The sequence below is a fragment of the Streptomyces sp. CBMA291 genome, from assembly GCF_014596525.1.
Taxonomy (GTDB): domain Bacteria; phylum Actinomycetota; class Actinomycetes; order Streptomycetales; family Streptomycetaceae; genus Streptomyces.
Genome location: NZ_MSJP01000026.1, coordinates 19,757 through 39,517, shown reverse-complemented (window position 1 = coordinate 39,517; position 19,761 = coordinate 19,757). Strand labels below are relative to the sequence as shown.

Here is a 19,761-nt window from a genome sequence, read left to right as displayed (position 1 = left end):
CCGCTTTCCAGGTGAGCGAATGGGGCGACTAGGCTCTCGCTCACCATGAATCAGCCCACGGAACCCAAGGCCGACAAGTCGGGAGTGCGCCGGCACAACCTGAGCCTCGTCCTGCGGACCGTCCACGACGCGGGGGAGAGCACCCGGGCCGCCGTCGCCGCCCGCGTCGGCCTCACCCGGCCCGCCGTCTCCTCCCTCGTCGAGCAACTCCTGGCCCTCGGCCTGCTCGTCGAGTCCGGCAAGACCTTCAGCGGACAGGCCGGACGGCCGGGCACCGTCCTCAAGCCCGCCGACACCGGGCCCGCCGGACTCGGCGTCGAGATCAGCGTCGACTACGTCACCGCCTGCGTCGTCGACCTGACCGGCACCGACCGGGTCCGCCGTACCGAACGCCTCGACCACCACGCCACGGGCGTCCCCGAGGTACTGGCCCGCGCCGCCCGGGTCGCCGCCGAAGCCCTCGACGCGGCTGCCGAACGGCGCCTCGTCCCGGCGGGCGCCGGACTCGCCCTCCCCGGCCTCGTCTCCGGCGGCACCGTACGCCAGGCACCCAACCTCGGCTGGCACGGCGTCGAGGCCGAGCGGCTCTTCGGCGAGGCCCTCACCGCCCTGCGCCCCGCCGTCAGGGGCCTCCCCCTCACCTCCGACAACGAGGCCCACATGGCCGCCCTCGCCGAGCTGTGGTCCGGCCCGCCGGGCGGCCCGCGCACCTTCCTGCACCTCACAGGGGAGACCGGCGTCGGTGGCGCGATCGTCGTCCACGGCGAACTCCTGCGCGGCGCCCACGGCTTCGCGGGCGAGATCGGACACCTGACCGTCGACGCCGCGGGCCCCCGCTGCCGGTGCGGCGCGCACGGCTGCCTTGAGCAGTACGCGGGGCAGACCGCGCTCCTCGCGGCGGCGGGCGCGAGCGGCGTCCAGGACCTGACGGACCGGGCACGGGCCGGGGAAGCCAGGGCGCTGGCCGCGCTCGCCGAGGCGGGCCGGATGCTGGGGCGGGCCCTGGCGGGCGCGGTCAACCTCCTCGACCCCGAGGCGGTCGTCCTCGGCGGTATCTACCCGCGGCTGATGACCTGGCTCGTACCGGCCCTCTCGGCGGAGCTGTCCACCCGCGCCGTCTCCGGCCTCTGGACCCCCGAAGCGGGCCGGGTGCGCCCGGCCTCCACCGCCGCCGACGCCTCCCGGGGCGCGGCCGGACTCGTCCTCCACGACGTCCTGGCCGACCCCCTGGCGTACGCCACGAACCCGGTCGCCTGACGGAGCGGCGTACGCCACGACCCTGACCGGCTGACGGAGCGGCGTACGCCACGGCCTCGACCGGCTGACGGGAAAGGGGCGGCCCGCGCCGGGCAGAGCCTCGGCGCGGACCGCCCCATTCCCGGGCGGACCGTGCGTCACATCGCGACGCCGCGTCCCCGCAGATAGGTCAGCGGGTCGATGTCCGAACCGAAGTACGGCGAGGTGCGCACCTCGAAGTGCAGATGGGGACCGGTCACCCGGCCGGTCGCGCCGGAGAGCGCGATCCGCTGCCCGCCGGACACGCTCTGACCGGCCGAGACGTCGATACGGGACAGATGGGCGTACTGGGAGTAGCGGCCGTCCGAGTGACGGACGATCACCTCGTAGCCGTACGAGCGGCCGTACCCGGCGCTCACCACCCGGCCGGGTCCGATCGAACGGACCGTCGTCCCCGTCGGCACCGCGAAGTCCGTCCCCGTGTGGTAGCCCTTCGACCAGGAGCCGGACTGGCCGTAGTAACCGGTGTAGGCGCGCGAGGAGACCGGCGAGCTCCAGCCGCGCGAGGAGGACGAACCGGAGGACGCCGATCCGCTCGACTGGGAGGACTGTGCGGAGCCCCCCTGCGAGGAACCGGAGCCGCTCGAAAGGCCCGTCCGCTGCTCGTACTTCCAGGCGTGACTGGTCCAGAACCAGTTCCCGCGGGACTGGTACCAGTAGACGCGGTCCTGGGAGTCCCAGCCCTGCCGTCCCCGGAAGGTCGGCTCGCCGGACGAACCGCCCGAGGGGGTGACGGGGGTCGCGGCGGCGGAGCCGGATCGCCGCTCGTACACGCTCGCGTGGCTGGTCCAGCGCCACTCTCCGGCGGAGTTCAGGAACCAGTACTTCGAGCCGTCCCAGCCGGCGTGCGCCGGAGCGGGCTCGGCGGAGGCGGTACCGGCGCCCGCGCCCGCGAGGGCGACCGCGCCCACGGTCGCGACGACCGCGCGCCGCACGCACAGGGAGGGCGCCGTACGCCCTCCCGCCGCCGCCGCGCGCCGCGCGGTGACGCAGCCCGAGCAGGCGCAGTTCTGGGGTGTCTCGTCGGTGAATGCGGGGGTTTCCACGATCCTTTTCACTCCTGATTCGGGTCGGTGGGGCTGCCACTCCGGGTGTAGAAGGCCACGGTCAGGTCCTTGACCAGGGCTTGGCGTTCGAAGTCGTCGAGTTCGACGAGGCCCCGGGTGGTCAGCCGCGTCACGGTGTCGTCCACGGCGTCGATCACTCCGGTGAGCACCGAGTCCCGGTGCTTGGCGTCCAGCGCGGCGATCTGCCTGCGGCGCATGGCGGCGGCGACCTCGGGGGCGTACTCGATCCGGGTCGGCTGCGCGGAGAAGACGGCGATGCCGACCGGACGGCACTCGGCCGCCAGCATCCGCGTCAGCGCGTCGCCGACCGCCTCGGCGTCCCGCAGGGTCGGCGCGTCGCCCCGGAAGGCGTCGGCGGGCAGCTGCGAGAGGACCCGGGCGGTCGCCGCCTCCACCTGCTCGCGCAGATAGCCGAGGTGGTCGTCGACGGCGAACAGCGCGCGAGCGGTGTCCCGCACGGTCCAGACGACCAGGATGACCACGCGCAGCGACGAACCCTCCGCGTCGACGACGGAGATCGGCTCGCTGCGCCAGTGCCGCAGCCGGACGTCGGTGCGGCGGCGCAGGACGAAGGGGCTGATCCAGACGAGACCGGTGCGGCGCACGCTGCCCCGGTAGCGGCCGAAGAGCGAGAGCACCCAGGCGGAGCCGGTACGGCCCCGGGTGAGACCGCCGAAGGAGACGACGGCGACGACCGCGCAGGCGGCGAGGGCGGCCCACTGCCAGGGCAGCAGCTCGATGTGACGCAGCGGCCGGGCCCGCCACAGGGTGATGCCGGCGCCGGTGAGAGCGGTGAGCCCGGTGAGGACGGCGATCCAGCCGGGGAGGGCGGTGCCGGGGCGCTCGACGAGGTCGGGGTCGCCGGGCGGGGGCCGCCGGGGGAGCGGGGCGGCGGACACGGCCGACGCGGCGGTCTGCCGGGCGGCCCGCTGCGTCGCGGTGGCGTCGGGGGAGGTGCCTCCGGAACCGGTGGCGCCGAGCCCGGCGGGCGGCTTGGCCAGGGTGGCGGGCATGGAGACCTGGGCGGACACCGGGGTGGAGGCGGCCGTGGCGGACGCCGGGGGGACCGGGATACGGCCGACGGGGATCTGACCTGCGGCTGTACGGCCTGCGGGCCCCTGGCCGACCGGGATCTGACCGACCGGGATCTGGCCGGACGGACTCTGGCCGGTGGTCGTCTGGCCGAGGGGGGCCGGGCCGGTCGACATCGGGCCGGAGGCCATCGGACCGGTGGGGGCGTGGCCGGGGTGCGCCTGGCCAGGATGTGTCTGACCGGATGTCATCTGGCCGCCGGACGGGGCCTGACCTGCCGGAATGTGACCTGCCGGAATCTGGCTTGCCGGTGCGTGGGAGGCCGGTGTCTGGCCGGTCGGGGGGTGGCCGCCGGTCAGGGGGTGGCCGCTCGGGGCGTGGCCGGTCGCCGCGGGACCGGCGGAGTTCGGGCCCATGGGGCTCGGGCCGGTGGGGTGCGGGCCGTTCGATATCTGGCCGGTCGTCGCCGGACCGGTCGACGTCATGCCGGTCGACGTCATGACGGCCGGTACGGCGCCGCCGCCCGGCTTGTCCTCGGCGCCCGGGTCGACGGGATCCGCGCGGAAGAGGTCGTCCATGGGTATGCCGTCCGCGTGTCTGCGCACGCGGACCGGCACGGGCCGCTTCTGTAGCTCGGTCATGAGGCCCTTCCGGTCGTACGGGAGGTGACGGCACGTCGGATGATCTTCACGCACCATCGTCACAGGGATGAATGTCCGGATTGCCGCGACAAAGGTCCTGAATGTCCGGGCCTTTAGTCCCTAGGCTGTGACGGCGTCGGAGGTCGTTGTCAGTGGCTGCCTCTACGGTTTGGGGCATGACGACGACCTATCTGGAGCTGTCGCAGGACGGCGGCGGTGCCCACAAGTTCTACGAAGTGACCGTCCAGGACCTGACGGTGTCGGTCCGTTACGGGCGGATCGGCGCGACCGGACAGACCCAGTGCTCCACGTTCCCCACGGCGGCGAAGGCCCAGGCGGCGGCCGCGAAGAAGATAGGGGAGAAGGTCCGCAAGGGGTACGCCCCCGCGGTGCGGGGCGGGCGGGCCGCCCGCTCGGTGACGCGCCGCGAGGTCGCCTCCGCGCCCTCCACCGCACAGGCCGTGGCTCCCGTCCTGTGGCGCTTCCGGACCGGCTCGGCCGCCTTCGGCATCCATGTCGACGAGGAGCACTGCTGGGTGGGCAACCAGGCGGGAGACGTGTACACGCTCGACCGCTCCGGTGAGGTGCGGGCCCGCTTCAGCCTCCCGGACGGCGTCAAGTGCCTGGTCGCCGACGACTTCTGGATCTACGCGGGCTGTGACGACGGCAAGGTCTACGACCTGTCGTCCAAGCTGCCCTTCGCCGCGTACGACATCGCCACCGACGTCGACATCTTCTGGCTCGACATCCACGAGGGCGTCCTCCACGTGGCGGACCGCTCGGGCCGGCTCACCGTCATCGACCACGAGGACGAGCACCAGTGGGCGCGCGGCGGTCAGGGCGAGCACGCCTGGATGGTCCGCGCCGACGGCGCCGCCGTGTACTACGGGGACACCCGGGGCGTCGCCGCCCACGTCCCGGACGGCGGCGGCGAGCTGTGGCACACCGCCACCGACGGCGGGGTCCTCTTCGGCTGGCAGGAGGACGACTCGGTCTACGCGGGCACGGCACGGCGCAAGGTCCAGCGGCTCGCGAAGAAGGACGGCCGCGTCGAGGCGGTGTACTCCTGCGACGGCCCGGTCTACTCCTGCGCCACCTCGCCCGGCGGCCGGTTCGTCTTCGCCGCCGACGCGGCCTCCTCCGTCTACTGCTTCGCCGAGGACGGCACCCGGCTGTGGAAGCTCGGCACGGGCGGCGGTTCGGCGCTCTCCATGCAGTACCGCGACGAGCGCCTCTATCTGGTGACCACCGACGGCTCGCTGGTCTGCGTCGACGCGAGCGAGGCGGCGATCGAGGCGGCCAAGGGCGGCACCGTCCCCGTCGCCAGGGACGTCAAGCTGGCCGCCGCCCTCCCGGTCTACGAGCCCGCGACGACCGTCACCGCCGTGGCCGCCGTCAGCGACGCCCCGGCCGGATCGATCGTCGTCGAGTGCGTGAGCGAGTCCGGCAGGACCAGGGTGCGGGTCCTCTCGCAGGGCTACGAGTCCGGGTGGAACGTACAGTTCCCCCGCGCGATCCGGCAGCCCGGCGCGCGGTACGTGGTCGACTCCCTGCACGCGGCGGCGGGCGGCTTCTACCGCGTCCGCGGCGACATCCGGCGGCTGCTGTGACCACGGCTTCCGGCGGGGGCGGCTTCGAGGCGGCCACCGGGGACGGACCTCCGGTGGCCCCCGCCGACGCCGAACAGCGGTCGCGGGAGGTGCGGACGGCCCTCGACGGGCTGCTCCGGATCAGAAGCCTGACCCGGCCTCAGGGCGCCGGCCCGAAGGCGGCGCCCGCCGAGTGGGAGCGGCGGCAGCCGGTCCGCGCGGTGGCCCTCGCCCTGGAGTCAGGTGGCATCACGCCCTCCTCGACGGACTCCTCGGGGGAGCGGACCGGCACCGGCTACCGGGTCAGGGCGGGGGACCGGCCGGAGACGGTCCTCGTGGAGTGGCTGGGCCCGCCCGGCTCGGGCGCGGCCCGGACGGAGACGGAGGCACTCGGCGCCTGCGTCCCCGTCCTGGCACGGCTGGGCTGGGAGGCCCTGCTCTACCGGGGGCCCCGGGGCCGCCGCTTCCTGGAGGTGGAACCGGCGGGGGACTGAGCGGCGGCCCGGAGTGGGTGGAGGCCGGAGGTGGGTGGAGACCCGAGTGCGCGGGGTCCGTACACGGGATCAGACGCCCGGCGGCAGGAGCTTGGCCCGCGAGCGCACCTGCAAGGCGGTGACGACCTCGACCACGCCCACGACCACCAGCCAGATACCGCCCAGAAGCGTCAGCACCGCCGCCGACCTCAGCGGGGAGACGATGAGCACGACACCGGCGAGCGCGTTCACGATGCCGAGGAAGACCTGCCAGCCGCGTGCGGGCATCGCGGGGTCGGAGCCCGCCGCCACGGTCTGGGTGATGCCCCGGAAAAGCCAGCCGATCCCGATCCAGAGCGCGAGCAGCAGGATCGACTGCATCGCGCCCCGGAAGCAGAGCAGGCCGAGGAGGATCGACAGGGCGCCGCTGATGAACGCCATGACCCGCAGCGCCGTGCTGACATGCGTACCGAAGGCGGAGACCAGCTGCATCACACCGCTGAACAGCAGATAGAGACCGAAGAGCACACCGGCCGCCAGCAGGGAGGCGCCGGGCCACACCAGGACCAGGACGCCGAGGACCAGCGACGCGAGACCGGCGACCAGGAGTGCCTGCCAGGCGGCGCCCGCGAGCATGCCCAGCGGGCCGGGCGGTATGTCCTCGCGGGGAGGGAGGTCGTGAGTCTGCGTCATGGAAGGTTCCCGTCTTTCGTGAAGCGGTCGGAGCGGAGGAAGGCCGAAGGGGCGGATGGATCGATGGGGCGGAGGTATCGATGGGGCGGGGGTAGCGACGGACCAAGGGGGCCGGTCAGAGCGGGGTCGCGTAGGTGCCGAGGAAGATCGCCTCGGTCAGCGCCATGCGCTCGATCTCCGTGGGGTCCACGCTCTCGTTGGGCGCGTGGATGAGACAGCCGGGCTCCTCGACGCCGATCAGCGCGATCTCCGCGTCCGGGAACTGCGCGGCCAGCACATTGCACAGCGGGATCGAACCGCCCTGCCCCGACTCGACCATGTCCTTCCCGTACGCCTCGCGGAAGGCGGAGGCGAGCGCCCGGTAGGCGGGCCCGTCGGTGCGGGCCCGGAACGGCTGCCCGGTGCCCTCCGGCTCCACCTCCACCTGGGCGCCCCAAGGAGCGGCCGAGACGAGATGGTCGGTGAGGGCCCGCAGGGCCTCCTCCGCGTCGACGCCGGGCGGGACGCGCAGACTGACCCTGGCCCGGACCTTCGCCTGCACGGCGGCAGAGGAACCCACCACCGGCGGGCAGTCGATGCCGAGCACGGTGACGGCCGGCCGCGCCCACAGCTCGTCGGCCACCGACCCCGTACCGACCAGGGAGACGCCGTCGAGCACCCCCACATCCGTACGGAACTGCTCGGCCGGGTAGTCCACGCCGTCCCAGACGCCGTCTCCGGGCAGCCCCTTCACGGCCGTGTTGCCGTGCTCGTCGCGCAGACTGTCGAGAATCCGGACGAGCGCGGCGAGCGCGTCGGGCGCCGGACCGCCGAACATGCCCGAGTGCATGGCGCCCTTGAGGGTGGACACGGTGACGACGACGTTGGCGAGCCCCCGCAGGGTGGTGGTCGCGGTGGGCAGCCCCAGCGCGAAGTTGCCGGTGTCGCAGATCAGCAGGGTGTCGGCGGCGAAGAGATCGGGCTGGAGCGGTACGAGCCGTTCCAGACCGCCCGTCCCCTGCTCCTCCGAACCCTCGGCGACGAACTTGAGGTTCACCGGGAAGCCCCGGCCGTCCGGACCGCCCAGCGCCCGCAGCGCCGTGAGGTGCATGGCGATATTGCCCTTGCAGTCGGCGGTTCCCCGCCCGTACCAGCGCCCCTGGCGTTCGGTCAGCTCGAACGGCGGGCTCTGCCAGGCGGCGTCGTCCAGCGGCGGCTGCACGTCGTAGTGGCAGTACAGCAGCACGGTGGGCGCCCCCTCGGGGCCCGGCGCGTGCCCGACGACGGCGTCCGTGCCGTCCGGGGTGGTCACCCGCCGCATGTCCCGGAGTCCCGCATCGGTGAAGGCCCGGACGAGGAAGTCGGCCGCCTTGGCGCACTCCTCCGGCGGGAACTGGCGCGGATCGGCGACGGAACGCATCGCGACCAGCTCCGTCAGATCCTCCTTCGCCCGGGGCATCAGCGCCCGCACCTTCTCCCGCAGGGCCGTGGTCGGGCTGGACTCGGCGGTCATGCGTACCCACTTCCCTGGAGCCGGTGCGCGGTGCCCGCGACGAGGACGGCCCTCCCACCCAAGCACTCGGGGACAAGTGTTGCAAAAGGTGACTCATCCGGAGCAACGGGTAAGGCCTTCGGGCGGCGAGGTCCACGACGGGCGACCACAGTGGACGGCATACGCCCGCCTCCCGCACCTGGAGAAAACCATGGGTCACCTCAACCGACGCGATCTCGGACTGCTCGTCCTGCGGGTCGGCACCGGCGCCGTGCTCGCCGCGCACGGCACACAGAAACTCTTCGGCTGGTTCGGCGGAGGAGGCATCGAGGGCACCACCCACGCGATGGAGGCCATGGGCTTCCACCCGGGCCGGGAGAGCGCACTCGCCGCGGGGCTCGGCGAGGCGGGCGGCGGCGCCCTGCTCGCCCTCGGGCTCGCCACCCCGGTGGCCGGAGCGGCGGCGGCCGGAGCGATGGCCGGAGCCGTCGCCGTGCACGCCCCGGCCGGCTTCTTCGCCCAGGGCGGCGGCTACGAATACCCCGCCTTCCTCGGCTTCGCCGCCGCCGCGATCGGGCTCATCGGCGCCGGCCGTTACTCCCTCGACCACGCCACCTGCTACGTCGTCGACCGCCCCTGGGTCGTCGCGAGCGCCTTCGTCGGCACGGCCCTGGGCGTCGTCGCCGTCGTCGGCCGCCGCGCCGACCGGGCCGCCGCAGGACGGCAGGAGCAGGAACCCGAATCCGTGTGACGCGCGGGGACGAAGAGGAAGGAGCGACGGCGGAGGGCCCGCGGGGGCGTTAGGCTCGCCGCAGAGGAAGGGACGGCCGCCGCGCATGAAGATCGACCTGACGGACACCAACTCCAGCAAGATCAACAAGGCGATCCTGCAAGGACGCAGAGCCGTCGGCACACCCGCCGTCGGAGCCGTGCTCACCCTCGTCGTCGTCACGGACGAGGAGAACGCCTACGACGCGGTCAAGGCCGCCAACGACGCCTCCAGGGAGCACCCCTCCCGCACCCTCGTCGTCGTCAAGCGGCACGCCCGTACGCCCCGCGAGCGGCATGAGACCCGGCTCGACGCGGAGGTACGCCTCGGTACCGACGCCGGATCGGGTGAGACGGTCGTGCTCAGGCTCTACGGCGAACTCGGCACCCGCGCCGACTCCGTGGTCCTCCCGCTGCTCCTGCCGGACGCGCCCGTCGTCGTCTGGTGGCCCGTGGACGCGCCCGACGTGCCGTCCAGGGACCCCCTCGGCTCGCTCGCGCAGCGGCGGATCACCGACATGTACGCGGTCGAGGACCCGCTCGCGGCCCTCGAACACCGAGCCGCCTCGTACGCCCCCGGCGACACCGACCTCGCCTGGACGCGGCTCACCCCCTGGCGTTCGATGCTGGCCGCCGCGCTCGACCAGGCGTCGCTGACCGTCGTATCCGCCGCCGTCGAGAGCGAGGCGGAGAACCCGAGCGCCGAACTCCTCGCCCGCTGGTTCGAAGTCCGGCTCGGCGTCCCCGTCGAGCGGATCATCACGGACGGCCCCGTCGTCACCGCCGTCCGCATGGGCACCGCCGACGGAGAGATCCGCATCGACCGCCCCGAGGGGCCGGTGGCCAGGCTCGCGATCCCCGGCCAGCCGAGCCGCGTCCTGGCCTTGAAGGTGCGGACCACCGCCGAACTGATCGCCGAGGAACTGCGCCGTCTGGACCCGGACGAGGCGTACGCGGCGGCGCTGCGCGGACGGGTCTGACGACCCGAAGTACGAGGTCCAAGCCCTCGGGAAGCACCTTCATGAAACTCCAACTCCCACTGTGTGGCGGCGACTTGACCCACGCATGCCTGCTCCCGGCAAACGCCATTGGTATGGACATGCTCAATTGAGAGGGCTAGTCTCAGACTTGGTCTAGACCGCGTCGGATGTACGCCCTCCGGATCCTCCGTGCTGCCTCGGCAGTGCGTCGGAGGTGTGCGTCCGCCCCCACCCGCAACCTCGGACCATGGGAGTGCACATGCGTAAGAAGCTCACCTCCTTACTTCTCGGCCTCGGCGTCGCCGGATCGGCCTTGCTCGCCACCAGCGGAACCGCCCAGGGGCACGGCTACACCGACTCGCCGGTCAGCCGTCAGCAGCTCTGCGGCAATGGCACCGTGCGGAACTGTGGACAGATCCAGTGGGAGCCGCCGAGCGTGGAAGGCGACAAGGGATTCCCCACGCGCGGCCCGGCCGACGGGCACATCTGCTCGGGCGGCGTCGGACGCTTCTCCGAGCTGGACGACCCGCGCGGCGGAAACTGGCCGGCCACCAGCCTGACCGCCGGGGCCAACCACACCTTCCTCTGGCGGATCAGCGCGCGCCACGCCACCACTGACTTCCGCTACTACATCACCAAGGACGGCTGGGACCCCACCAAGCCCCTGACCAGGGCCGACCTGGACCCGCAGCCCTTCCTGACGGTCCCCTTCGGAGGCCGCCAGCCCGGCGCCACGGTCACCCACACGGGCGTCCTCCCCCAGAAGACCGGCCGCCACCTCATCCTCGGCGTCTGGAACATCGCAGACACGGGCAACGCGTTCTACGCCTGCTCGGACGTGCGCTTCTGACGGATCCTCAGGATGATGGCCCCGGGCTGGGTGACTGGCTCGGGGCTGTGGGGTGTGGGGTGTGGCGCGGGGGACGTCCTCGCACGTACGGGGACTACGAGGACCTGCGGACCTTCGTGAAGTAGGGGCGGGGTCCGTCCCCGCATGGGCGGGGACCACCCCGCCCCCGACCAGGTGTGGGTGGCGGCAATGGGGCCACCCCTGCATGCGCGGGGACCACCCAGCTGCTCGCCGCCGTCGCCACCGCGATGGAGGACCACCCCCGCATGCGCGGGGACCACTCGGCGGGCTTGGACGACGAGGCGTTGCACCGGGGACCACCCCCGGATGCGCGGGGACCACGTGGTGTCGAGCGCGGCCGCGACCTGTCCCCAGGGACCACCCCCGCATGCGCGGGGACCACCGGTCGACGTCGCCTTCCGGCACGTCGATCTCGGGACCACCCCCGCATGCGCGGGGACCACCCCGGACCGAGCGCCGGCACGATCCGCAGGAGGGGACCACCCCCGCATGCGCGGGGACCACACGTGGGCCGAGGTCGCGGCCGGGCACCTTGAGGGACCACCCCCGCATGCGTGGGGACCACCTCCTGCTGCGCAGCGTGATGCGCGCCCTGCCGGGACCACCCCCGCATGCGCGGGGACCACCCGAGGGCGCCCGGGCCGAAAACGGTGTGACGGGGACCACCTCCGCATGCGCGGGGACCACGACCGCGACACCCTCGACGCCCTCGCCACGGCGGGACCACCCCCGCATGCGCGGGGACCACACACTTCCCTGTTCAATGAATACAGGTCTACAGGGACCACCCCCGCATGCGCGGGGACCACGGCGAGCCTCCCCAACAAGTCCGGCACCGCCATGGGGACCACCCCCGCATGCGCGGGGACCACGCGGCTCCGAGAGGGGATTCAGCGGCTCACTCGGGACCACCCCCGCATGCGCGGGGACCACACGATCGGCCTGGTCAGGTGCGGTCGGATTTGGGGACCACCCCCGCATGCGCGGGGACCACCCGCTCCACCTGCCGCTGGGACATGCCGAGCAGGGACCACCCCCGCATGCGCGGGGACCACAGGCGGCCGTACGACGGATGGACGAGGCGACCGGGACCACCCCCGCATGCGCGGGGACCACTCGGCACGAGCGAGGCGAAGACGCTGCGGCTGGGGACCACCCCCGCATGCGCGGGGACCACTGAAAGGGCCTGCCGCGAGTTGCGGCAGGCCCGGGACCACCCCCGCATGCGCGGGGACCACGACGGGCGGGCGTTCCACGACCACCTCGACCAGGGACCACCTCCGCATGCGCGGGGACCACCCTCAGCCGCCTACGGCGGACCGCGCCCCCGAGGAACCACCCCCGCATGCGCGGGGACCACGGCGTCTCGATCGTCACCGGTGACCCGACCGTGGGACCACCCCCGCATGCGCGGGGACCACTCGTACGCGCGCTGGCGGCAGGGACCACCCCCGCATGCGCGGGGACCACCGGGCCGAGCACCGCGCTCTGATCCTCGCGGAGGGACCACCCCCGCATGCGCGGGGACCACCCGAGCTGGGTCGATGACGGGGCGATCGGGCGGGGACCACCCCCGCATGCGCGGGGACCACCGGTCGCGCCGGTCGCACGGCGCCCCGACCGCGGGACCACCCCCGCATGCGCGGGGACCACCAAGGAGGGCGAGGTCACCCTGCTCCGCTGGAGGGACCACCCCCGCATGCGCGGGGACCACCAAGGAGGGCGAGGTCACCCTGCTCCGCTGGAGGGACCACCCCCGCATGCGCGGGGACCACCGGAAGGCGGGCCACAGGACGATGCGCTGCGACGGACCACCCCCGCATGCGCGGGGATCACCTCGTGCCCGCCTTCCTGCGGTACGCCGCATTGGGACCACCCCCGCATGCGCGGGGACCACGGGCGCGCGACCGGGGCCGGGGCCTTCTTCCCGGGACCACCCCCGCATGCGCGGGGACCACCTGAGGGGACGCCGGTGTCTTGATCGATGTACGGGACCACCCCCGCATGCGCGGGGACCACCGGCGAGGGCCTCGGCGCCCGAGTCGGCGACGGGGACCACCCCCGCATGCGCGGGGACCACCCGCACCATCGAGATCACGTGGGGCGCGAACGGGGACCACCCCCGCATGCGCGGGGACCACCTCGGTACCTCAGATTTTCAGGGGACGGAGACGGGACCACCCCCGCATGCGCGGGGACCACTGCCGCTGGGTCCCCGTCGAAGGTGATTCGGAAGGGACCACCCCCGCATGCGCGGGGACCACAGCAGCTTGCCGAACTGCTCCCCGGCCCGCTTCGGACCACCCCCGCATGCGCGGGGACCACCCCTTCGGCGCGCCCTCGTTGGCCCGTTGCCAGGGACCACCCCCGCATGCGCGGGGACCACTCTTGACTTTCCGACCCGGGCGGGGAGCGTGGAGGACCACCCCCGCATGCGCGGGGACCACCGGCGGCGGACACCCGGTCGGGGACGACCGGGAGGGACCACCCCCGCATGCGCGGGGACCACACCGCACGATGCCCAAGTCGAAGCCGACCACTGGGACCACCCCCGCATGCGCGGGGACCACGCCGACGCGGGTGAGGTCGCCGCTGCGGGTGAGGGACCACCCCCGCATGCGCGGGGACCACAGCGAGTCGAGCCCGGCGCGGGCGGCGGCAAGGGGACCACCCCCGCATGCGCGGGGACCACTGGCCTTCGCAGCCGGTGCCAACGGCCTGCCGGGGACCACCCCCGCATGCGCGGGGACCACGTGACGGTGCCGTCCTTGATGTACCGGGCCAGGGGACCACCCCCGCATGCGCGGGGACCACCCGGGGCGCCTCGGTACTGCAAGGCCGGGATCGGGACCACCCCCGCATGCGCGGGGACCACCCCCGCATGCGCGGGGACCACGAGGCGTGCGGGGCTCTAGCAGGAGTTTTCTGAGGACCACCCCCGCATGCGCGGGGACCACGGGGAGGGCGTGATCGAGTACGGCACGACATGGGGACCACCCCCGCATGCGCGGGGACCACCTCAATCCGGCCGACCTCGAAACTCTCGACCTGGGACCACCCCCGCATGCGCGGGGACCACCTCAGCCGCCGACGTCCCGAAGCCGACCGGACGGGACCACCCCCGCATGCGCGGGGACCACGCTCCCTGCGGGACGGGCACGACGCCGAGTGCGTGGACCACCCCCGCATGCGCGGGGACCACAGAGGGGGGTGCCGGGCGGGCAGGCGACGGCGAGGACCACCCCCGCATGCGCGGGGACCACCGGGACGCCGTCGAGACGGCGATGCGCGACGCCGGACCACCCCCGCATGCGCGGGGACCACTCGGACTCTCGGGTGGAGGGCGTCCGCCTACGGGGACCACCCCCGCATGCGCGGGGACCACGGAACAGGTCTTTCGTCGTTGAGCGACCGAGGAGGACCACCCCCGCATGCGCGGGGACCACGCCACGCCTCCGGCGACGGTCAGCGACCCAATGGGACCACCCCCGCATGCGCGGGGACCACAAGCCCCAACCTGCGCATTCACCCACCCAGCCAAGCGATTTTACCCGCTTTACCAAGTCCCGGCCTAACGCCCATATCGCACACATGGGGCATCACTTGCCGAACCTCCGTCGCTTGGCCGCCTTGCTCCACCCCGTGCGGGGTGGCTCGTGCGGGGAGGGAGGGGTTTCTCCGGCCGGGGTGTGGTGGGTCGGGCGGTGGAGGAGGGTGAGGCCCTCGTGGTTCGTGGGGTGCCAGGTGTGGGAGTGGGTGCGGAAGGTGAAGCCCTGTTCGTTGTCGGTGGTGTGGGCCAGGAGCGCGCGGCCCTGGCCGGAGTAGGTGCGGATCTCGTCCCAGAGGAGGTCCCGTACGCGGGCTGACGGGGAGCCCAGGAAGACGCCCGGGGAGATTTCCAGGAGCCAGCGCGTGAGGAATCCGCGCAGGCCCGTGGGGCAGTTGGTCAGAACGATGACGGTCACCAGATCGGCTCGTCTCCGTAGTTGCGGCCGGAGGGGAGCAGACGGTCGCCGTCGGTTTGAAGGCCCACCCGGTCCACGTCCTCGCCTTCGCCGGAGGGCCCCTGCTCCTCGTAGCGGAGAAGTTCCTTGATGTCCTTGGCGCACCGTTCGAGCAGGCGGCTCTTGTTGATGCGGTCGCGGAGCGCGCGGCGCGTGCGGGTGGCCACGTCCTCCTCCCCGGCCGCCGCCGCGTCGAACGCGGCGGGGATCGCGATCTCCGTCTTGTAGAGATCGGCGATGTCCAGGACGAAGGAGCGCTCGTGCCCGGAGTGTACGAACCCGAGGCCGGGGGAGCAGCCGAGGGCCGCCACCACGGCATGGGCCACCCCGTACAGGCACTGGGCGGCGGCCGTGATGCCCTGGTTGGGCGCGTCGCCTGCGGAGAAGTCGTCGAGGCGGTAGACGCGCCGGACCCAGGGAACCCCGGTCCGGGCGGACTCGCGGCGGTAGCACTCCTTGACCCGCCGTCCTTCCATCCGCAGCAGCTCGTCACGGGTGCGGCCGGCGGGGTCCTCCTCCGGGAACCGCATGCGGTACATCGCGCGGGCCACCTCGACCCGGGTCCTGCGGTTCGCCCACGCGCCGGCCTGCGCCTCCAGCAGGCGGGAGGAGCGGGTGAGGGGCCGCCCTCCCGCGTAGAAGCGCACCCCGTGCTCGCCGACCCAGATCACCGCGGCTCCGCTCTCCCCGAGCAGGGCCATCGCCTTGTCGGTGACCCGGGTCCCGGGGCCGAGCAGCAGCGTGCCCAAGGTGGCGGAAGGGATGTGGGTGACACCGTCCGCGTCCGTCGCCGTGATGGCGTTGTCCTCGCGGTGGACAGTGCACCGTTCCAGGTAGAGGAAGGAGACGCGGTCGCTGATTCGCGTGAGTTCGCGCGGCGAGGAAAGGCTTCGTTTGCCGACTGTGCTCACTCGGCTCACCGCACCGGAGCGAGGGTCATGAGTCCGCACCCGTATGCCTTCGATTTGCCCAGGCCGTGAGTGAGTGCGCGCCGGAAAGCCGCCATGCCGGTGATCCGGAGCCGCCCGTCGAACGTGGCCCGCGCGAAGCGGACATCCGCCCCGGGGGCGGCGGCAGGACGGGACGAGTCGCGGGTCGGCCTGCCGAACTGGACCGGTGCACGGTCGTGGACGGTGACCTGGTAGCCCCACTCCTCGGCCGCTTCCGGGGGTGGAGCATCGGCGACTGGGCTCGGCATCTGCGCGAGTGGCGGGTCCGATCGGCGTAGCACCGTGAAACCGGCGCGCTCCTGTTGCTTCAGCAGCCACTGGATCTGATGGCGCACCGTGAGGTGGGCCGTCCGCTTCGTCGGTGCGCCGACCGGATCCTGAGCGCGGCGGATGTGGTGGACGGGGTTGGCGGTGAGACGGAAGGCCCAAGTGTCGCCTTCGGCGAGGGCGTCCAGGAACTCGGCGTAGGCGAAGGTCGTCCAGCCTTCCCGGCCGAGGCTCGGCCAGCCCGCCTGCTCGGCGAGATGGGCGAAATCGGGGCGGTCGGGGCTGGAGACGAGGAGGTCGAGCCGGTCTCCGGGGGCCTGGTCGAGCCGCCACAGGACGCGGGGGTTCTCGCCGTCCCTCGCCGGTGGCCGAGGGAACGCCATGTTCACCGCGCCGTGCATCCGATGCGGGGAACCGAGAAGCCGCCGCGCCTCGGAGCGGGCTGTGTTGACGGGAAAACGGGTCAGATACATCGTCGTTCCTAGGAGACATCCGTGAGGGACTGGCCGGAGCCGGAGCCGGAGCCGGAGCCGGAGCCGGAGCCGATGGCAGTGGCCGTGGCCGTGGCCGTGGAAGTCGTGTTCGTCGGCCTCGGGCGCTCCGGCGTTATCGGGCGCAGGTGGGCGGTCGGGTCGTGCGCGAGGGGTACGTCCATGTGATCGGTTCGTACGCCGCGCACCGCGTACTGCCGGTGCCGTGGATCGAAGGTGAGCGGGGTGTCCCGGAGGGAGAAGTCGGGGGTCTCCCCGGGCTGGCAGTCGAGCAGGAGATCCAGCTCCACCGCGCCGGTCCGCGTTCCTCCCCCGGTGGGAGCCGCCGGGGCGGAAGGGACGGTTGCCGCCGTCGATACCCCGCTCACCCCGAAGACCCCGCTGCCCCCCATGCTCTGCGGTCCCCCCATACCTCGCGATCCCTCCGAAGCCGCGCGCTCCGTGCGTCGTCGGTACCAGCGCGCCGCCTGCCAAGGCGCCTCCCGCAGGGCATCGGCCAACGGCCTTTCGGTGAGGGATCCTTCGAAGAGGAGCGGATGCGAGGGAGGGCAGGAACGGCGGCCCAGATACGGGAGGAAGTACGGCGCGGCCACGGCCGCGTGGAGGCTCCGGACGAACCCCTCCTCGCCTTCCACTCCCGCCACGAAGACCGCGTCGGCGAGGTAGTAACGGTCCGACAGCGGCATGACCCGCCCCGTCCGGGGGTTCTCCGCCTTGTGGAAGTCCTTCAGCCGGGAACCCGGTTGGTCGATACGGACCCCGAAGCGCAAGGCGGCCAGATCCGACAGGTCCGCGTCGCGAGGTCGGCCCTGGGCGGCGGCCAGCAGACCCAGCACCCCGCTCTTGGTGGGGGCGTTCTCCGTGGTCCGCTGGACGAACCGGGCCGCAGAGCCCCATGCCTGGAGCGGACCGGCGAGCCGCAGCAGCAGGGTCGTCATGCGCCGGACTCCAGCCGCTCCCTCACCGCGTCCTGGACCTGGTCCAGGAGTTCGCTCAGCGTCACCCCGGTCCCGAGGTCCTTCAGTTCGCTCGTCTCGTCCCCCACGCGGAAGACCCAGGTCCGGTCGCCGTCCAGTCCGTACTCCCGCTCCGTGCTCTTCACGTGTCGCGTGAGCCGGAGGCAGCTCTCCCGGAGGTACCCGCCCCTCTCCGTCTTCGGGACCGGTTCTTCGAACGCGCCCACGAAGCTCAGGGGCCACCGCTCGCGGATCTTGACGATGACGGCGGAGGGCAAGGTGTGGTTCGCGAAGGTGTTGATCTTTCCGCTGGGCAGTGAGGTGACGAACGCCTCCAGGAAGGCGGCGACCGCCTTGGCGGTGGGCGTACTCGGCGATTCGTCGTCCTTGAGGCCGACGCCCAGGTTGCGCTGAAGCTCGTTCGCGTCGACGGCCGCGTACCGGTACAGGGTGGCGGAGTTGAAGTCGATGGTGCCGATCATGCCCGCGCCGGTCTCCGAATCCTCGTTCAGATCGTCGACGGCCGTGTAGTAGTCCGATTCGATGTCGGAGCGGTGCACACTCAGCGCGTGCGCGACCTGGGTGGCCGCGTCGACGTTCAGATCGGCCGCGTCGGCCACCATCCGCCCGAAGAGGGCGATGTCGATCGAGTGCCGGGTGTCGACCGTGCTCCGGGCGAGTGCCTTCAGCTCCTTGCCTTTCAGGGCCTTCTCCAGCGTCGCGGTGTCTCCACCGCCGCTCGCCTCCACCGTCAGCTCGGCCAAGGCGTCGAGTTGGCGGCGGCTGAGGAACATGAGGTACTTCGCCTCGGCGACCGCCGTACCTTCGTCGTCGTTCTTCGACTTGCGCTTGGGAACCTCGAACGACGAACCGGTGGCGGACTTCAGCGCGATCTCCGCCAGCTTCACGGCATCGCCGGAGAAATCGGGCTCACGTGCGGTGATGCGCTGTGCCAGCGCCTCCACGACCTTCTTCGTCCGTACGCCCAGCTCCTCCGGCGGAAGCAGCTCCTCGAACCGCTTCCGGGTGGCGCGCTTCCACGCCTGACTGGAGACCCGGGCCCTGCGGACTCCGCCGTAGTAGGCGGACTTCGGCGTGCCGGTCTCGTCGCGGTTCATATTGCTGGGCGGCACGTTCTGCAAGATGTGGATGTCGAGGATGGTGCGGGTCACGAGTGTTTCCGTTCTCTTGTCGGCAGGCAGGCAGGCAGGCAGGCAGGCAGGCAGGCAAGGTGGGCGAGGGTGGGGTGCGGTCGGGTGCCGGTCTTATGAATCGCCGTCGAACTCCTCCATGTCCGGAGCCTCGTCGTCACCCCGCAGCTCCGAGGGACCTGCGGTGCCGTCCTCGACGTCCCCGGAAGCCTCGGCGGCCGATCGGTAGCGACGGTGGAAGTCGCGGCCCCACGTCCGGCGCACCGTGTCCCGCCGTTCCTCGTCCTGCCAGCGCAGCAACTGGTCCGCGAGCAGCGCGTAGTCCAGCGGGATGCGCGCCGAGCGAAGGAGCAGGACCAGTTCCCGGAGCCGGGTCGCCAGGACATCGACGTCCGACGCGCTGCCGACCCGTACGAATCGGCGCCGTACGGTCTCGCTGATCTCCTCGGTCCCCTGAGCCTCCGGGCCGGTGCTCGGACTTCCGCCCGACGTGCTCTTCGAGGACGGCGCGTCCTGAGCGCCCGTACCCCCCGTGGCGAGACGCCGTACCGCCCGGCCGAGGGGCCACCCACGGCGGTGCATGGCATCGTTCCTCAGCGACTGCTGGTGCAGCGCCCACAGCGTCACGGCCAAGTGGACCGCCGTGTCCTCTCGCTGCTCCTGGATCTCCCGGGCGCGGTAGCCCGGGGAGGAGAGGAGAGCCGCGTCCACGAGGCCGGGTCCGCGAGCCTCCTCCTCCCGCATCTGCCGTTCCTCCCGGAGGTACGCCAGCGTCTCCAGATGATCGAGTCCCCAGGCGGAGGGGGAGAGATGGGCGTCCTTGCCCGCCTCACGGCGGAGCCGCGCCACGGAGGAGACGGCCCAGGAGTCGTCCTCCTGGTACCCGGCCTGGAGCTTTCCCACCACTCGGGAGACGGCGCGCCCGGGTAGCGGGGGCAGCGGGCGGGCCGGATCGCCGGGCGGCGGCGGGGCCGTGGTGTGCGATGCCATGGATCGTTCTCCTGGAGCGAGGAAAAAGGGAACGGACCGCCGGGGGCCGTGCCGGGAACGACCGGCCTCGG

The 19,761-nt window shown here is 72.7% G+C and carries 16 protein-coding genes and 1 CRISPR repeat array; of the genes, 6 read left to right on the top strand and 10 right to left on the bottom strand.

Annotated elements, in window-relative coordinates; all coding sequences use genetic code 11:
• Nucleotides 1–45: 45 nt before the first annotated feature.
• Nucleotides 46–1,257 carry an ROK family transcriptional regulator gene (locus tag BU197_RS07345; RefSeq protein ID WP_188267398.1) on the top strand — a complete coding sequence of 404 codons (1,212 nt, stop codon included), beginning with the start codon at nucleotides 46–48 and terminating at the stop codon, nucleotides 1,255–1,257.
• A 137-nt stretch (nucleotides 1,258–1,394) separates the two neighbouring features.
• Here BU197_RS07345 and BU197_RS31265 read toward each other — a convergent pair whose 3' ends face one another.
• Both BU197_RS31265 and BU197_RS30300 read right to left on the bottom strand, forming a co-directional pair.
• Nucleotides 1,395–2,342 carry a M23 family metallopeptidase gene (locus tag BU197_RS31265; protein WP_317452310.1) on the bottom strand — a complete coding sequence of 316 codons (948 nt, stop codon included), beginning with the start codon at nucleotides 2,340–2,342 and terminating at the stop codon, nucleotides 1,395–1,397.
• Nucleotides 2,343–2,350: 8 nt separating this feature from the next.
• A complete protein-coding gene (locus BU197_RS30300; RefSeq protein ID WP_223183880.1) occupies nucleotides 2,351–4,036 on the bottom strand; it encodes an SPFH domain-containing protein in 1,686 nt (561 codons plus the stop codon).
• A gap of 176 nt (nucleotides 4,037–4,212) precedes the next feature.
• Between BU197_RS30300 and BU197_RS07330 the strand changes: the two genes are divergently transcribed.
• Together BU197_RS07330 and BU197_RS07325 are read left to right on the top strand one after the other, a co-directional pair.
• Nucleotides 4,213–5,646, top strand: coding sequence for a WGR domain-containing protein (locus BU197_RS07330; RefSeq protein ID WP_188267397.1), 1,434 nt, complete (start codon nucleotides 4,213–4,215; stop codon nucleotides 5,644–5,646).
• The gene (locus tag BU197_RS07325) at nucleotides 5,643–6,119 is read left to right on the top strand and encodes a hypothetical protein (RefSeq protein ID WP_188267396.1); all 477 of its coding nucleotides are present in this window, start codon (nucleotides 5,643–5,645) and stop codon (nucleotides 6,117–6,119) included. The genes BU197_RS07330 and BU197_RS07325 overlap by 4 nt, the downstream gene beginning before the upstream one ends.
• Nucleotides 6,120–6,188: 69 nt before the next feature.
• Here BU197_RS07325 and BU197_RS07320 read toward each other — a convergent pair whose 3' ends face one another.
• Together BU197_RS07320 and BU197_RS07315 are read right to left on the bottom strand one after the other, a co-directional pair.
• Complete coding sequence (locus BU197_RS07320; protein WP_188267395.1) at nucleotides 6,189–6,791, bottom strand: HdeD family acid-resistance protein; 603 nt, start codon at nucleotides 6,789–6,791, stop codon at nucleotides 6,189–6,191.
• Between the two features lie 115 nt (nucleotides 6,792–6,906).
• Entirely contained in the window at nucleotides 6,907–8,283 is a 1,377-nt protein-coding gene (locus tag BU197_RS07315) for a dipeptidase (RefSeq protein ID WP_188267394.1), read from the bottom strand.
• 190 nt (nucleotides 8,284–8,473) lie between these two features.
• Here BU197_RS07315 and BU197_RS07310 point away from each other — a divergent pair, with 190 nt between their 5' ends.
• The 3 genes from BU197_RS07310 (at nucleotide 8,474) to BU197_RS07300 (ending at nucleotide 10,860) form a co-directional block, all read left to right on the top strand.
• The gene (locus tag BU197_RS07310) at nucleotides 8,474–9,013 is read left to right on the top strand and encodes a DoxX family membrane protein (protein ID WP_188267393.1); all 540 of its coding nucleotides are present in this window, start codon (nucleotides 8,474–8,476) and stop codon (nucleotides 9,011–9,013) included.
• 85 nt (nucleotides 9,014–9,098) lie between these two features.
• Nucleotides 9,099–10,010 carry a glucose-6-phosphate dehydrogenase assembly protein OpcA gene (opcA, locus tag BU197_RS07305; RefSeq protein WP_188267392.1) on the top strand — a complete coding sequence of 304 codons (912 nt, stop codon included), beginning with the start codon at nucleotides 9,099–9,101 and terminating at the stop codon, nucleotides 10,008–10,010.
• A gap of 259 nt (nucleotides 10,011–10,269) precedes the next feature.
• Entirely contained in the window at nucleotides 10,270–10,860 is a 591-nt protein-coding gene (locus BU197_RS07300) for a lytic polysaccharide monooxygenase (RefSeq protein ID WP_188267391.1), read from the top strand.
• A gap of 130 nt (nucleotides 10,861–10,990) precedes the next feature.
• Nucleotides 10,991–14,388: a CRISPR direct-repeat array (repeat unit 29 nt; unit sequence GGGACCACCCCCGCATGCGCGGGGACCAC).
• A 92-nt stretch (nucleotides 14,389–14,480) separates the two neighbouring features.
• On the opposite strand, the gene cas2e is transcribed toward BU197_RS07300, so the two are convergent.
• The 6 genes from cas2e to casB all read right to left on the bottom strand — a co-directional run bounded on the left by cas2e (nucleotide 14,481) and on the right by casB (nucleotide 19,690).
• Nucleotides 14,481–14,846: a type I-E CRISPR-associated endoribonuclease Cas2e gene (gene cas2e, locus BU197_RS07295; RefSeq protein WP_188267390.1), complete on the bottom strand. Its 366-nt coding sequence runs from the start codon at nucleotides 14,844–14,846 to the stop codon at nucleotides 14,481–14,483.
• Complete coding sequence (gene cas1e / locus BU197_RS07290) at nucleotides 14,843–15,796, bottom strand: type I-E CRISPR-associated endonuclease Cas1e (protein WP_188267389.1); 954 nt, start codon at nucleotides 15,794–15,796, stop codon at nucleotides 14,843–14,845. The genes cas2e and cas1e overlap by 4 nt, the downstream gene beginning before the upstream one ends.
• Before the next feature lie 5 nt (nucleotides 15,797–15,801).
• Nucleotides 15,802–16,575 carry a type I-E CRISPR-associated protein Cas6/Cse3/CasE gene (cas6e, locus tag BU197_RS07285; RefSeq protein ID WP_188267388.1) on the bottom strand — a complete coding sequence of 258 codons (774 nt, stop codon included), beginning with the start codon at nucleotides 16,573–16,575 and terminating at the stop codon, nucleotides 15,802–15,804.
• Nucleotides 16,576–16,583: 8 nt separating this feature from the next.
• The gene (cas5e, locus tag BU197_RS07280; RefSeq protein WP_188267387.1) at nucleotides 16,584–17,531 is read right to left on the bottom strand and encodes a type I-E CRISPR-associated protein Cas5/CasD; all 948 of its coding nucleotides are present in this window, start codon (nucleotides 17,529–17,531) and stop codon (nucleotides 16,584–16,586) included.
• Entirely contained in the window at nucleotides 17,528–18,721 is a 1,194-nt protein-coding gene (gene cas7e / locus BU197_RS07275; protein ID WP_188267386.1) for a type I-E CRISPR-associated protein Cas7/Cse4/CasC, read from the bottom strand. The genes cas5e and cas7e overlap by 4 nt, the downstream gene beginning before the upstream one ends.
• 93 nt (nucleotides 18,722–18,814) lie before the next feature.
• The gene (casB, locus tag BU197_RS07270) at nucleotides 18,815–19,690 is read right to left on the bottom strand and encodes a type I-E CRISPR-associated protein Cse2/CasB (protein ID WP_188267385.1); all 876 of its coding nucleotides are present in this window, start codon (nucleotides 19,688–19,690) and stop codon (nucleotides 18,815–18,817) included.
• Between the last annotated feature and the right edge of the window lie 71 nt (nucleotides 19,691–19,761).

Bases quoted from the DNA above. Each gene is read 5' to 3' on its own strand.
- BU197_RS07330 (WP_188267397.1), top strand. From the start codon at position 4,213: ATGACGACGACCTATCTGGAGCTGTCGCAGGACGGCGGCGGTGCCCAC.
- casB (WP_188267385.1), bottom strand. From the start codon at position 19,690: ATGGCATCGCACACCACGGCCCCGCCGCCGCCCGGCGATCCGGCCCGC.
- BU197_RS30300 (WP_223183880.1), bottom strand. From the start codon at position 4,036: ATGACCGAGCTACAGAAGCGGCCCGTGCCGGTCCGCGTGCGCAGACAC.
- opcA (WP_188267392.1), top strand. From the start codon at position 9,099: ATGAAGATCGACCTGACGGACACCAACTCCAGCAAGATCAACAAGGCG.
- BU197_RS07310 (WP_188267393.1), top strand. From the start codon at position 8,474: ATGGGTCACCTCAACCGACGCGATCTCGGACTGCTCGTCCTGCGGGTC.
- BU197_RS07315 (WP_188267394.1), bottom strand. From the start codon at position 8,283: ATGACCGCCGAGTCCAGCCCGACCACGGCCCTGCGGGAGAAGGTGCGG.
- cas6e (WP_188267388.1), bottom strand. From the start codon at position 16,575: ATGTATCTGACCCGTTTTCCCGTCAACACAGCCCGCTCCGAGGCGCGG.
- BU197_RS07300 (WP_188267391.1), top strand. From the start codon at position 10,270: ATGCGTAAGAAGCTCACCTCCTTACTTCTCGGCCTCGGCGTCGCCGGA.
- BU197_RS07320 (WP_188267395.1), bottom strand. From the start codon at position 6,791: ATGACGCAGACTCACGACCTCCCTCCCCGCGAGGACATACCGCCCGGC.
- cas5e (WP_188267387.1), bottom strand. From the start codon at position 17,531: ATGACGACCCTGCTGCTGCGGCTCGCCGGTCCGCTCCAGGCATGGGGC.
- BU197_RS07345 (WP_188267398.1), top strand. From the start codon at position 46: ATGAATCAGCCCACGGAACCCAAGGCCGACAAGTCGGGAGTGCGCCGG.